This is a genomic window from Tenacibaculum sp. SG-28, assembly GCF_002954385.1.
Classification (GTDB): Bacteria; Bacteroidota; Bacteroidia; order Flavobacteriales; family Flavobacteriaceae; genus Polaribacter.
Window position 1 is genome coordinate 210,854 of record NZ_MQVY01000002.1, and the last position, 13,452, is coordinate 224,305.

Consider the following 13,452-nt stretch of genomic DNA (forward strand, 5'->3'; position numbering starts at 1 on the left):
ACTTCCTTTCTGATTTAGGTCGATTTCACGCCAACAAAATGATCTGATTTTAACTTAAACAAAACATTAAAAGTTGTTAAACTACCATATATTCTTGTAATGTATTGTTGTAAATCAATTTTATCTTGATCATCTAACTGTTTGTTGGCATTGATCTTTTGCTCCATAACACGAATTCGATCTCTTACCATCACGATTTTATGAAAAAAAGTGTCGATGGGAATTTCCTTCGACGTTAAATTTGTATCGGAAGGCTCTATAATTAACTTACCCCCTTTAAATTTATCTGCAATAGGTACAATCTCACTAACATCACTCCATTGTTTTAGTATTTTTCGCAACGAAGTTTCCACTTCGTAAAAACTAACAGTGTCTACCTCTTGATTAACCAATTCAATAAGCTCAAAATCATCATCTAATGCAATAGTTTCTAATCCTTTTTCTTGAAATGTTACCCAATAATGTTTGCTATCTACATTGGTTACTACACCAAAACCAAACTCTGGATGATTTAATCGTGACCCTATTCCTAATAATTTCATAATCTATTATTTTTTGAGACTCTAAAATACTTATTTTTGCCTTCTAATTTAATATAAAATGATTAAAAGAACACGAGCAGAACTTAGCAAATGTATAATCCATAAGGTAGCGAATAAGTACAACAGTGGACAGAATGCTTTTTCAGAAAACCTAGTTCGCTTTGATGAAGAAAGTTATGAATTGCTCGTACCCTTTTTACTGAAGCCTTTTGGATCAATCACACAAAGTTATCGCTTTAACCACCATGCAGATGTTCGTTTAAATGAGCTAAACAAATATTCTTCTGATATTTTTGAAGACGAAGCTACGTTCATTACCCATTCTAAAAATATTGTTACCCATTTATACGAGCAATCTAACTCTGCCAACATAAAAACAGGGGATGTTATTGTAGCGTACTTTGAAGGTATTGAATACAAAGACATCCAAACAGAGGCCGTTGGGATTTTTAAAATTGAAAGTAAAGTCGATTTTTTCCAAACCTATTTAGACGAGGAAAGTTTTGATGTGGTGGTTCAAAAAGGAATTTCAACTAAAAAACTAGACAAAGGCTGTTTAATTCTTAATACAACAGATACTGAAGGGACTGTTGTATTGTCTGTAGACAACAATAATTATGATGCCCAATATTGGATTAAAAATTTCTTAAGTGTAAAATATGCCGACGACAGAAACCTTCACACCCAAAACTATTTGGAACTTTGCAAGGAGTTTTCAGAAGAAATTATCAAACCAGAACTTGGAAAACAAGAACAAAGTACATTTTTAGCCAACACCGTAGATTATTTTAAGGAACACGAAAGCGTGGACTATCATAATTTTAAAGACGATGTTTTTGTAGAAGACAAACATAAAGACATGTTTGAAGACTATAAAAAGCACTTTGAAAAACTTAACGATGTTCTTATTCGAAATAATTTTGAGGTATCGGATGCAGTATTAAAAAAAGAAAAGAGCAAATTCAAAACGGAAATAAAACTAGATACTAATATTCAAATTAAAATTGATGTAGATGCTCCAGACGCCTCTTCGGAATATTTAGAGAGAGGCTTTGATGAGGAGAAAAAAATGAAATATTACAAAGTGTATTACAATGCAGAAAAATAAAAGGTTAACTTCAATAAAGGTGATAGATACTTATACCTTGTATTAAAATTTTATGCTGTTCCAGTAACTATTCTTTTTCCGCCATCTTTTTTACGTAATCGGTTACAATTACTATCTGTGTTGGTCCTACTCTTCCTTCAATAAACTTGTCATTCTCGTGATCTAGTGCAATTCTGCGAACCACGGTTCCCTGTTTTGCAACCATACTAGACCCTTTTACCTTTAAATCTTTTATCAAAATAACACTATCTCCAGACTTAAGAACAACGCCATTAACATCGCGATGAATTACCTTATCCGTATCTTCAAGATGATCGCCACTTGCCTGGGCAAAACGCAGTTCTTCTTCTTCCATATACATCATATCTAACAAATCACGCGACCATCCTTCCGGCTTTAATCGATGTAACATTCGCCATACAACCACTTTTACAGGAGTGTATGGACTCCACATACTATCGTTGAGACAATGCCAATGGTTCACTTCAATATTTGTATCCTCTTCTATTTGAGAAACACATGCAGAACATGCGAATATACTACCATCAACACCACCAGTAGAAACAGGCTTTACCTCGTAAACTTCTAAAGAACTAGTTGCCCCACACAATTCACACTTTTTGTCACTTCTATTTTGTAACTCTTGGATTAAACTCATTTCTATTGACTATTTTAGTGGTCAAAAGTACAGTTTTAATTGCACTAAATTATAACCAAGGTATGCGAATACAAACAGAAAGATTAATCCTAAGAGAAGTAAAAGCTAGCGACGCCGCTTTTTACTTAGATTTATTTAAGGATCCTGGTTTCATTGCAAACATCAATGATAAAGGGCTGAATAACGTGCAACAGGTAAAACACTATTTAGAGAAAAAGGTAATTCCAGAATATTGCGTTGCAGGAATGGGTTTTTTTACTGTAATTGAGGCTAGTTCTAATAAACCAATTGGTGTCTCTAGCATCCTACAAAGAAAAGAAACAGCCTATAAAGATATCGGTTATGCATTTCTTCCAGCAGGAAGAGGAAAAGGTTATGCGACTGAGGCTACACGTCATATGATGTATTATGCAAATAACGTTTTAAAAGAATCGAAAATTATAGCCTTAACCTCTCCAAAAAACACAGCATCACAACGCGTCTTGGAAAAATTACACTTTACTTATGTAGGGCTAAAAGAAATTCAAAAAGAAAAAATGGATTGTATGTACGAGTACAACTTTTAGCGAGATATGATAAAAGATTACAATTTGGGAAGTAGTAAAAAGAAATAAAAAACCTTTACTATTATTCTAAATACAAAGCAATCAGACCATCAGGAGTAGTTACCGCAATCGTTTTATTTTGACGGTCTACCTTTTTAATGAAATCGTCAATTAACGGAATAAAAACCTCTTTACCATTGTAATCTATCTCAAAAAGTGGTTGGGCTGCAGTATCGTTAATACTTTTAACTATTCCTAACGCTCCAAACTCACTATCGATAACTCGAAATCCAATTACCTCATGATAGTAGAATTGATTTCCAGATAATTCAGGCAATAAAGTTAACGGAAGGTAAACGCCAGCTCTAATAATTGCCTCTGCGTCTTGTTCCGTATTAACATCCTCAAACTTTACACGAAACATGGTGCTTTTGCTCAACGATGACTTTTCAATAAAAAAAGGAATCAGATTATTGCCTAAGTCGACAAAAACTGATTCCAAATTTTCATATAGATAAGGTTCGTCTGTATCCAATTTGATAACGACTTCCCCTTTAAAACTATGTTTTTTTACGATTTTGCCTAAGTAAAAACAATCTTTCTTTTGCATCATCGTTTTCGAATTTTACTCTTCGCTATCTGCTCCTGCTTCTTCAGCAACTTCTTCTGTATCTGCAACTTCTGGTGTTTTAGCTGCGATACGAGCTTCATTAACTGCTTTTTCGGCTTCTAATGCTTGTTTCTTAGCTTCTTCTTTTGCTTTTTCAAGCCCCTCACTCTTACTAGAAACTTTACCAGCTTTTTCTTCCAACCAAGCAGTAAACTTCGCTTCTGCTTGCTCTTCTGTTAGCGCTCCTTTTCTTACTCCACCAGCGAGGTGGTTTTTTAATAGTGCACCTTTGTAAGATAAAATAGCTCTCGCTGTATCTGTTGGTTGTGCTCCATTTTGCAACCATTGCACCGCTGAATCAACGTCTAAGTTAATCGTAGCAGGATTAGTATTTGGATTGTAAGTTCCTAATTTCTCTAAGAAACGTCCATCTCTTTTGGATCTTGAATCGGCTGCTACTACCCAGTAAAATGGTTTTCCTTTTTTACCGTGTCTTTGTAATCTAATTTTTACAGGCATAATTTTAATTTTTAAGGTACGCGTACCTTGATTATTAATTTGAGTGCGCAAATTTAAACAATTATTTTTAGATAACTAGTCTTTATTGCAACAAAAAAGCACCTGAAAAACAGATGCTTAAAAAAATTAAATTGTGTGGATATTATATTAATCTAACACTTACTGCGTTTAATCCTTTTTTTCCCTCTTTTAATTCGAACTCTACAGTATCTCCTTCTCTAACTTCGTCAATTAGACCTGAGATGTGTACAAAATGTTCTGCGTTTGAATCTGATTCGATAATGAATCCAAAACCTTTAGACTCATTGAAGAACTTTACCGTTCCTTGTTTCATTGTAAAAAATATTATATTAAAGTGCAAATGTACTTTTATTAAATTGATATACAGCTTCTTTTTCTATCTTTTTTCAAAAAATAATTATTATTTCAAGACAACTGCAAATTGTAAACCTAAAGTACCAAACGTGTTTGCACCATAGTAATTAATTCCTCGGTAAACTTAAATTCTTTGTACTTTTGTTTATCTATAGATTTAAAACACAATCTACAAAACATCTTTCATGTATTTAATATTCGACACCGAAACTACTGGTCTTCCAAAAAGCTGGAACGCTCCAATAACAGACACTGACAACTGGCCAAGAGCAATTCAGATCGCATGGCAATTACATGATGAATTCGGTGCTTTGATAGAACACAATGACTTCCTTATAAAGCCAAATGGCTTTAACGTACCTTACGACGCAGAACGAATTCATGGAATTTCAACAGATTTAGCGCTAGAGCAGGGGATAGAACTAGAAGAGGGAGCGCGTCTATTCAAGGAGGCTCTAGATAAAACAAAATTTATTGTTGGGCAAAATGTTGGGTTCGACATCAACATTATGGGCTGTGAATTTCACCGTATCGGAATGGCTACTAAACTTGCCGAACTTCCCATTTTAGATACTTGTACAGAACATACGGCAAAGCTGTGTCAGATTCCTGGTGGTCGTGGCGGAAAATTCAAACTCCCTACCCTTACAGAATTACACCAGTATTTGTTTGGAACTGGATTTGGAGAGGCACACAATGCTACTGCGGATGTAGAAGCGACGACGAGATGTTTTTTGGAGCTTATACGACAAGAACAATTCACCAAGGAACAGCTCGAAGTTTCCCAAGACTATTTTAACAACTATAAAGAAGCCAATCCTTTACCTATAAAGGTCATTGGACTACAACATGTAAATCTTAAAAAGGAGAGTGAAAAGATTCGAAAAAGAAAAACTTCAGAATCCGAAACTTCTTCAACAAAATCAAAACAGGAAGGTTTAGCAAATCTTAAAGACGTAAAATTTGCACATTTACACAACCACTCTCAATTTTCTGTGTTACAATCTACGATTCAAATAGGGAATATTATAAAAGCAGCCGCAAATGACGGAATGTCTGCAGTAGCGCTTACCGATACGGGAAACATGATGGCAGCATTCCATTTTGTGAATGAAACGGTAAAACACAATAAATCTGCCGAAAACCAAATAAAACCTATTCTAGGATGTGAATTTTTTGTTTGTGAAAATCACTCCGATAAAACTAGAAAAGATAACGGCTATCAAATTGTTTTACTAGCCAAAAATAAAAATGGATACCACAATTTAGCCAAGATGTCTTCTATTGCGTTTGTAGATGGTTTCTACTACGTTCCTAGAATAGACAGAGAAATAATTAAAAAATATAAAGACGACATTATTGTATTAACCGGTAATTTATATGGAGAGGTTCCCAGCAAAATCTTAAATATCGGTGAACAACAAGCAGAAGAAGCATTACTTTGGTGGAAAGAAGAATTTGGAGAAGACCTTTACATTGAAATGATGCGCCACGGGCAAGAAGATGAAGAGGTTGTTAATAAGACACTTTTAGCATTTTCTAAAAAACACGATATTAAAGTTATAGCTTCCAACAATACTTTTTACCTAAACAAGGAAGACGCTAATGCACATGACATTCTTCTTTGTGTTAAAGATGGAGAAAAACAAGCAACTCCAAAAGGTAGAGGAAGGGGGTATCGCTATGGTTTACCAAATAACGAGTATTATTTCAAGTCCTCGGAGGAAATGAAGACTCTCTTTGCAGATGTTCCTGAATCGATTATTAATATTCAAGAGATCGTTAATAAAGTAGAGGCTTTTACGCTTGCACGCGATGTTTTGTTACCTGCGTTTGATATTCCAGAGGAATTCACAGATACTAAAGACAATGAAGATGGTGGAAAAAGAGGGGAAAACAACTTTCTTCGCCATCTTACCTATGAAGGAGCTAAAAAACGATATGGAGAAATAACGGACAGTATACGAGAACGTCTAGACTTTGAACTCGAGGTAATCGAAAAAACAGGATATCCAGGATATTTTTTAATTGTAGAGGATTTTATTCGTGAGGCTAGGAATATGAATGTATCTGTTGGGCCCGGTAGAGGATCTGCAGCAGGAAGTGTAGTAGCATACTGTTTATGGATTACCAACATAGACCCAATAAAATACGATCTACTTTTTGAGCGATTTCTCAATCCGGAACGTGTGTCTATGCCGGATATCGATATTGATTTTGACGACGAAGGACGAAGTAGAGTCCTGGACTATGTTATCGATAAATATGGTGCCAATCAGGTAGCTCAAATCATCACCTACGGGACAATGGCAGCAAAGAGCTCTATCCGAGATACAGCAAGAGTTCTCGATTTACCGCTTTTTGAAGCAGATCGAATTGCCAAACTTATTCCTGGAATGAAGTTGAAAAAGATATTTTCTCTAGATGAAAAATCTCTTAAAGAAAAACTTCGTTCTGAAGAAATGGAACTGGTAAACGAACTAAAACGACTCTCTGACGGTTCCGATTTAACAGCAGAAACTATTAATAAAGCCAGAATTCTAGAAGGCTCCGTAAGAAATACAGGTATTCATGCCTGTGGTGTCATTATTACACCAGACGATATCACAAAGTTCGTTCCTGTGGCACTAGCTAAAGATTCCGACATGTATGTTACTCAGTTTGACAACAGTGTTGTAGAAAGTGCTGGCCTTTTAAAGATGGATTTTTTGGGATTAAAAACCTTAACACTTATTAAAGACACTGTCAAGATCGTCAAAGCAAGACATAATGTTACTTTAGACCCGGAAGCATTCCCTATTGACGATACCAAAACATACGAGCTTTTCCAGCGAGGAGAAACCGTTGGAATATTTCAATACGAATCCCCAGGAATGCAAAAATACATGCGCGAGCTAAAGCCTACTGTTTTTGCAGATTTAATTGCCATGAATGCCTTATACCGTCCTGGACCCTTAGAATACATTCCTTCCTTTATTCGCCGAAAACACGGTGAAGAGGCCATAGAGTACGACCTTCCAGCTATGGAAGAGTACCTTGCGGAAACCTATGGTATTACCGTGTATCAGGAACAAGTAATGTTATTGTCACAAAAGCTAGCAGACTTTACTAAGGGGGAAGCAGATGTACTTCGAAAAGCGATGGGAAAGAAACAGATTGCTGTTCTGGAAAAAATGAAACCTAAGTTTATTACACAAGCTGCCTCTAATGGACATAATGAAGAAAAATTAGAGAAAATCTGGAAAGATTGGGAAGCCTTTGCTTCTTATGCTTTTAACAAGTCGCACTCTACCTGTTACGCCTGGGTTGCCTACCAAACAGCATATTTAAAAGCTCACTATCCTGCAGAATATATGGCGGCTGTCTTATCAAATAATATGAATGACATTAAAACCGTGTCGTTTTTTATGGAAGAGTGCAAACGTATGGGACTCGAAGTACTTGGCCCTGATGTGAACGAATCGTTCTCAAAATTCTCAGTAAATAAAGAAGGAGCGGTTCGTTTTGGTATGGCCGCGATTAAGGGGGTTGGTGGTAGTGCTGTAAAAGCAATTATTAACGAAAGAAAAGAAAACGGAAATTTCTCTTCTGTTTTTGACCTTGCCAAGCGAGTAGACTTACGCGTTGCTAATAAAAAAGCATTTGAAGGTTTAATTCTTGCCGGTGGTTTTGATTCTTTCACTAAAACCCATAGAGCGCAATACTTTGTACAAGATGAAAAATCCCAGACGTTTTTGGAAAAAGCACTTCGATTTGGCAATAAATTTCAAGAAAATAAAAATTCGTCTCAGGTTTCTTTATTTGGAGAGGCTTCGGCAGTAGAACTTCCAGAACCAATAATTCCAGAATGTGATACCTGGGGAACTATGGAATTATTAGCCAAAGAAAAAGAAGTTATAGGAATGTACATTTCTGCACATCCACTAGACGACTTTAAAAACGAAATAAAGTTCTGTAACGCAACACTAGCATACTTCAAAAACTTACCCAAATACGAGGCATATCGCTTAGTTTTGCCGGAATTATCTCTAGTGTAGAGCACAGAATCTCAAAAGCAGGAAAAGGCTGGGCCTCCTTTATAATAGAAGATTATAACGACAGTTTTGAATTTAGAATTTTTGGAGAGGAGTACCTAAAATTCAAACACTTTTTAGTACCTAATTCCTTTATTTTTGTAAAGACTACCATTAAACCAGGCTGGACCAACCGAGAAGGAGTAAAAGGTGACCCGAGAGTTTCTTTCGTGGAGTTTACCCTATTGCACGACATCATGGATAAAATGTGTAAGAAGATCACCATTAAAATACCATTAAAAGACATTCAAGAGAGTCGTATCAAAAATTTACAGCATTTATTTGTCACGAATAAAGGAGTGCAAAATTTACACTTTACCATATGGGATTCGGAAGAGAAAATAGAACTAAATTTACCGAGTAGAAATACCAAGATCAAAATTTCTAATGAATTCTTAAAAGCCTTAGACGAACAATACATACAATACAAACTAAACTAATGTAGGAATTGCGAAGCCCTCTCAGGTTTTGGGTAGATCGAGCAGTATAATTAAATAAAGCACTACAGCTAGTGCGGGATAATTACAAATATGTAACCCTCTAATCGGATATCTACTAAAAACATGCCTTCACAAGAGACCAAAGGGAGTCGAAGGTAACATGGAAGCTCGTTTAGTATAATTTACACCTAAGGATGGGAACTGTTTTTAAATTGGTTTGAAAGTATTGGACCCAATTTAGATACGATTTAGGATGGTATGTCAAACAAACATTTGCCATTCGATAGCGATAGCGTAGTGCAACAATTCACCATAAACTTTGTTAGCGATGATGGTATTAACTGGTAAGTTCTTGAAAAAGTCCTTCTAAATTTTTATTTTCTCTATTTAAGCCTAAAATTTTTAAGCCATTTTCCTGTGCAAAATCAAAAATAACAGGTCGCATATCCTCCGAGGTCTCAAATACAAGAATCCAGTTATTCTCTATTGGATTCTTAAACGAAATAAGATGCGGTAATCGTTTAATGAATTGCTCTTCTATTTTGTAATCAAAGGTTGCTCGAATTGTCTGTTTGGAATTTACCTGCAATTCTCGCAATGGCTTATCAAATACCAATTGTCCCTTTTTTACAATTAGAACTCGATCACAAATTGCCTCTACCTCTTGCATAATGTGTGTTGAAAACAATACTGTTTTATCCTTACCTAATGCTTTAATAAGTTGTCGTATTTCAACTAACTGATTAGGATCTAGGCCCGTAGTGGGCTCATCTAAAATCAAAACTTCAGGATTGTGTAAAATAGCAGCAGCTAAACCAACGCGCTGTCGATAGCCTTTCGATAATTGTTGAATCTTTTTATGTGCCTCGGTTACTAATCCAACCGCCGCAATAGTCTCCTCAATTTTTTCTAATCCTACTTTGTGTATCGATCCATGAAATTGCAGATACTCACGAACATACATTTCCGTATACAATGGGTTATGCTCCGGTAAATATCCAATTTTCTTTTGCCCTTCGATAGGATTCGTAATCATATCAATACCACAAATAGATACTGCTCCACTAGTTGGCTTTAAAAAACCAGTTAAGATTTTCATTGTGGTGGATTTTCCAGCTCCATTTGGCCCTAAGAAACCAACAATTTCTCCTTTTCGCGCAGCAAATGATATCCCCTTAAGCGCTTTTTGCGCACCATAGTTTTTTACTATATCCTCTAATTGTATAGACATATTTAAATTCTTTGGTAAGAAACAAAACTATAATCGTACTTGTTTTTTTCATCGGCTTTAAAATCTTCCCTAGCTACTTCCTTCCAGGTGGCTTCTTTAATTTCAGGGAAATAAACATCTGCCTCAAAAACATCGTGAACATGCGTTATATCTAAGGTGTCTATAAGGTTTTTGGCCAATACATACTGGTATATTTGCGCCCCACCAATAACAAATATCTTTTGACCTTTTGGCGCTGATGCAATAGCTTCCTCAACACTATTCACTATTATACATCCTTCCTGTGCATAGGTTTTATCTCGAGTAATGATAATCGTAGTTCTGTTTGGCAGTGGTCTTCCTATACTTTCAAATGTTTTTCGCCCCATTACAATCGTATGACCAGAAGTAACATTTTTAAATCGTTTTAAATCGGCTGGTAAATGCCAAATTAAATCATTTCCCTTCCCTAACTCATTATTTGTTCCTATAGCAGCAATTACTGTTATCATCTAAAAATACTATTAATTTAACGAGAAATCTCGTCTATTATTTGTCCTTTCGTTTGTAAAAACAAAGATAAAAAAGAATCTTCTTGGTTTTAGACTCGTATGCTTAATAAGCTGTTACTTCCTGTAAAAAAGAAGAAAAAGGCAGCTGCCAATAATACAACAGTTACAATTTCCGTTTATTACGGTTCCGTGTAGACCTAAAAAAATAGCGGTTTATTCTAGGCTACATATTTTTAACCCATTCACGGATATAAGAATTAAAGTCTTGTTTACTGGTCACAAAGTCATCACTTCTTTTTTCAATACTTTCTACAATAGTTTGAATTGCTCTTAATATATTAACATTTTCAATATCTGCAATTTTATCATAAAGAGTCTCTTTAATTAAATCTATTTCAGTGGTTGTCATGGCGTTTATTGCATTTAGTTTAGGCTTCCTAAGTTAAAAACAATGATTTAATTTTAATAATAAATAACACAGAAAAGAACGTTAAAGTTAAATGGCAACTTTTCCTTTAATATGTGGGTGAGGATTGTAGTCTACTAGCTCAAAATCAGCAAAGGTAAAATTTTCAATATTTGTAATGTTTGCATTCAATTTCATTATTGGCAATTTTCTTGGCTCTCTTGATAGTTGTAATTCTAATTGTTCCCTGTGATTGTTGTAGATGTGTGCATCTCCAAAGGTATGGATAAAATCCCCATATTCATATCCACAAACTTGCGCAACCATCATAGTAAGTAATGCATAGGAGGCTATATTAAATGGGACTCCTAAAAAGATATCTGCACTTCTTTGGTAGAGCTGGCAGGATAATTTTCCATCGGCAACATAAAATTGAAAAAAAGCATGACATGGTGGTAAAGCAGCCTTCCCTGCTGCTACATTTTCCTCAAAAGACTTGGCGGTATTCGGCAGTACTGACGGATTCCAAGCGGAAACAAGCATCCTTCTGCTATTTGGATTCTTCTTCAAAGTTGCAATTACTTCTTGCAATTGATCAATTTCATCACTATTCCAATTACGCCACTGATGGCCGTAAACTGGACCTAAATCACCATTTTTGTCTGCCCACTCATTCCAAATTCGCACACCATTCTCTTGAAGATATTTGATATTAGTATCCCCTTTTATAAACCACAATAACTCATATATGATAGATTTTAGGTGTAGCTTTTTAGTAGTAACCATGGGGAAGCCTGCACTCAAATCAAAGCGCATTTGGTATCCGAAAACACTTTTTGTTCCCGTTCCTGTGCGATCACCTTTTTCGTTACCGTTTTCTAAAACATGTTTTACTAAATCTAAATACTGTTTCATAATTCGATTTTTTTACATAATACAAGCTCAAGTTGCCTATATCCTTATCTATTATTTCTCATACCTACTATTTATTCTTTTTCATTAAATAGTCTTGTAAAAATAGAAAAGCATTAGCACTTATGTCTAAAGCTTACAATATTTATATTCATAAGTTATTAACCGATAATCATTCCTGCGATAGTAGCAGACATTAAAGATGCTAAAGTACCACCTATTAAAGCTTTCATTCCAAACTCCGATAAGGTTTTTCGCTGCGTAGGTGCTAAAGAACCAATACCACCTATTTGAATTCCGATAGAAGCGAAATTGGCAAATCCACACAACATATAAGTTGCCATGATAATGGATTTATTATAGGTTAAATGTATTGCATTTGTTGCGTTCTTTAATTCTGCTAATTGAATATATCCTACAAATTCACTTGCAGCTAATTTAATACCCAACAGTTGGCCCATAAGCGCCATGTCTTCACTCGCGACACCTACTAACCACATCAAAGGAGCAAATAAATACCCAAGAATAAACTCTAATGAAAGTGAATCGTAGGCAGTGGTATCGGCTATAATTTGATTTAGTGAGGTGAATTTCCAATCCAAATAGGCGATGCCATCAAAACCACCCAAAGCACCAAGAACCCCATTTATCATTGCAATAAACGCAACAAAAACCAAAAGCATTGCCCCTACATTTAGCGCCAACTGAAGCCCTTCCGTCGTACCGTTTGCAATGGCATCTAAAATATTGGAACCAATTTTTTCCTGGGAAACCTTTACGTCAGTATTTACGGATTCTGTTTGGGGGTATAAAATTTTAGAAATAATAATTGCACCAGGAGCAGCCATTACAGATGCTGCCAAAAGGTGTTTTGCATAGAGTTAACGAAGGGCCTCATCATTACCTCCCAAAAAACCAATATAAGCTGCCAATACGGCACCAGCTACAGTAGCCATTCCCCCTATCATTACCAATAATATCTCAGACCTATTCATTTTTTCTAAATAGGCTTTTATCAGAAGCGGAGCTTCTGTCTGTCCTAAAAATATATTTCCTGCAACCGAGAGACTCTCCGCTCCAGAAATTTTTAATATTTTACTTAACGACCAGGCTAAAACACGAACTACTTTTTGAATAATCCCCAAATAAAATAACAGAGAGGTTAGAGCAGAAAAGAATATTATAGTTGGTAGTATTTGAAACGCAAAGATAAACCCAAACGTATCCATATCGGAAATAAGACCTTCAAATAAGAATTTACTCCCAGCTTTGGTGTATTCTAAAATTTCTACGAATCCTTTTCCAATGAAGTTAAAGATTGCCTGGACAAAAGGAATTTTTAAAACTCCGATGGCGATAAAAATCTGAAAAGCAAGACCAATACCAACTATTTTCCAATCAATTGCCTTGCGATTAGCACTAAATAAAAATGCCAATACAATAAGTACAAACATCCCGAGAACACCTCGTAATACACTTTGTAAAGTAATTCCTTTACTTGGAATTATAGTAGATTTCGTAATAGCAATTTCACTTTTAAGG

Annotated in this window: 11 protein-coding genes and 2 pseudogenes; 3 read left to right on the plus strand and 10 right to left on the minus strand. The window is 35.4% G+C overall.

Annotated elements, in window-relative coordinates; translation table 11 throughout:
• Nucleotides 1–14 precede the first annotated feature (14 nt).
• Nucleotides 15–542 (minus strand): hypothetical protein, encoded by a 528-nt coding sequence (locus tag BSU00_RS05905; RefSeq protein WP_105003561.1) that lies wholly within the window; start codon nt 540–542, stop codon nt 15–17.
• A 58-nt stretch (nt 543–600) separates the two neighbouring features.
• Here BSU00_RS05905 and BSU00_RS05910 point away from each other — a divergent pair, with 58 nt between their 5' ends.
• Nucleotides 601–1,650, plus strand: a complete 1,050-nt coding sequence (locus tag BSU00_RS05910; RefSeq protein ID WP_105003562.1) for a nucleoid-associated protein — start codon at nt 601–603, stop codon at nt 1,648–1,650.
• Between the two features lie 67 nt (nt 1,651–1,717).
• On the opposite strand, the gene BSU00_RS05915 is transcribed toward BSU00_RS05910, so the two are convergent.
• Nucleotides 1,718–2,308 (minus strand): alkylphosphonate utilization protein, encoded by a 591-nt coding sequence (locus BSU00_RS05915; RefSeq protein ID WP_105003563.1) that lies wholly within the window; start codon nt 2,306–2,308, stop codon nt 1,718–1,720.
• A 62-nt stretch (nt 2,309–2,370) separates the two neighbouring features.
• On the opposite strand from BSU00_RS05915, the gene BSU00_RS05920 reads away from it, so the two are divergent.
• A complete protein-coding gene (locus tag BSU00_RS05920) occupies nt 2,371–2,874 on the plus strand; it encodes a GNAT family N-acetyltransferase (RefSeq protein ID WP_146104808.1) in 504 nt (167 codons plus the stop codon).
• A gap of 61 nt (nt 2,875–2,935) precedes the next feature.
• On the opposite strand, the gene rimM is transcribed toward BSU00_RS05920, so the two are convergent.
• The 3 genes from rimM to BSU00_RS05935 form a co-directional block, all read right to left on the minus strand.
• On the minus strand, nt 2,936–3,463 hold the full coding sequence (gene rimM / locus BSU00_RS05925) for a ribosome maturation factor RimM (protein WP_105003917.1): 528 nt from the start codon (nt 3,461–3,463) through the stop codon (nt 2,936–2,938).
• Between the two features lie 15 nt (nt 3,464–3,478).
• Nucleotides 3,479–3,982, minus strand: a complete 504-nt coding sequence (locus BSU00_RS05930; RefSeq protein ID WP_105003918.1) for a 30S ribosomal protein S16 — start codon at nt 3,980–3,982, stop codon at nt 3,479–3,481.
• 142 nt (nt 3,983–4,124) lie between these two features.
• Entirely contained in the window at nt 4,125–4,316 is a 192-nt protein-coding gene (locus tag BSU00_RS05935) for a cold-shock protein (RefSeq protein WP_105003565.1), read from the minus strand.
• 226 nt (nt 4,317–4,542) lie between these two features.
• Between BSU00_RS05935 and dnaE the strand changes: the two are divergent.
• Nucleotides 4,543–8,870 (plus strand): annotated as a pseudogene (dnaE, locus tag BSU00_RS05940) (DNA polymerase III subunit alpha).
• A 337-nt stretch (nt 8,871–9,207) separates the two neighbouring features.
• On the opposite strand, the gene gldA reads toward dnaE, so the two are convergent.
• The 5 genes and pseudogenes from gldA to BSU00_RS05965 all read right to left on the minus strand — a co-directional run.
• Complete coding sequence (gene gldA / locus BSU00_RS05945) at nt 9,208–10,101, minus strand: gliding motility-associated ABC transporter ATP-binding subunit GldA (protein WP_105003566.1); 894 nt, start codon at nt 10,099–10,101, stop codon at nt 9,208–9,210.
• Between the two features lie 2 nt (nt 10,102–10,103).
• The gene (locus BSU00_RS05950; RefSeq protein ID WP_105003567.1) at nt 10,104–10,592 is read right to left on the minus strand and encodes a dihydrofolate reductase; all 489 of its coding nucleotides are present in this window, start codon (nt 10,590–10,592) and stop codon (nt 10,104–10,106) included.
• Nucleotides 10,593–10,815: 223 nt separating this feature from the next.
• A complete protein-coding gene (locus BSU00_RS05955; protein WP_105003568.1) occupies nt 10,816–11,001 on the minus strand; it encodes a hypothetical protein in 186 nt (61 codons plus the stop codon).
• Between the two features lie 87 nt (nt 11,002–11,088).
• Nucleotides 11,089–11,913, minus strand: coding sequence for a thymidylate synthase (locus BSU00_RS05960; protein ID WP_105003569.1), 825 nt, complete (start codon nt 11,911–11,913; stop codon nt 11,089–11,091).
• 158 nt (nt 11,914–12,071) lie between these two features.
• Nucleotides 12,072–13,421, minus strand: a pseudogene (locus BSU00_RS05965) (NupC/NupG family nucleoside CNT transporter); the annotation flags it as partial.
• Between the last annotated feature and the right edge of the window lie 31 nt (nt 13,422–13,452).

Excerpts from the sequence above, each read along its gene's own strand:
- BSU00_RS05905 (WP_105003561.1), bottom strand. The coding sequence starts at position 542 with ATGAAATTATTAGGAATAGGGTCACGATTAAATCATCCAGAGTTTGGT.
- BSU00_RS05910 (WP_105003562.1), top strand. The coding sequence starts at position 601 with ATGATTAAAAGAACACGAGCAGAACTTAGCAAATGTATAATCCATAAG.
- BSU00_RS05915 (WP_105003563.1), bottom strand. The coding sequence starts at position 2,308 with ATGAGTTTAATCCAAGAGTTACAAAATAGAAGTGACAAAAAGTGTGAA.
- BSU00_RS05920 (WP_146104808.1), top strand. The coding sequence starts at position 2,371 with ATGCGAATACAAACAGAAAGATTAATCCTAAGAGAAGTAAAAGCTAGC.
- rimM (WP_105003917.1), bottom strand. The coding sequence starts at position 3,463 with ATGCAAAAGAAAGATTGTTTTTACTTAGGCAAAATCGTAAAAAAACAT.
- BSU00_RS05930 (WP_105003918.1), bottom strand. The coding sequence starts at position 3,982 with ATGCCTGTAAAAATTAGATTACAAAGACACGGTAAAAAAGGAAAACCA.
- BSU00_RS05935 (WP_105003565.1), bottom strand. The coding sequence starts at position 4,316 with ATGAAACAAGGAACGGTAAAGTTCTTCAATGAGTCTAAAGGTTTTGGA.
- gldA (WP_105003566.1), bottom strand. The coding sequence starts at position 10,101 with ATGTCTATACAATTAGAGGATATAGTAAAAAACTATGGTGCGCAAAAA.
- BSU00_RS05950 (WP_105003567.1), bottom strand. The coding sequence starts at position 10,592 with ATGATAACAGTAATTGCTGCTATAGGAACAAATAATGAGTTAGGGAAG.
- BSU00_RS05955 (WP_105003568.1), bottom strand. The coding sequence starts at position 11,001 with ATGACAACCACTGAAATAGATTTAATTAAAGAGACTCTTTATGATAAA.
- BSU00_RS05960 (WP_105003569.1), bottom strand. The coding sequence starts at position 11,913 with ATGAAACAGTATTTAGATTTAGTAAAACATGTTTTAGAAAACGGTAAC.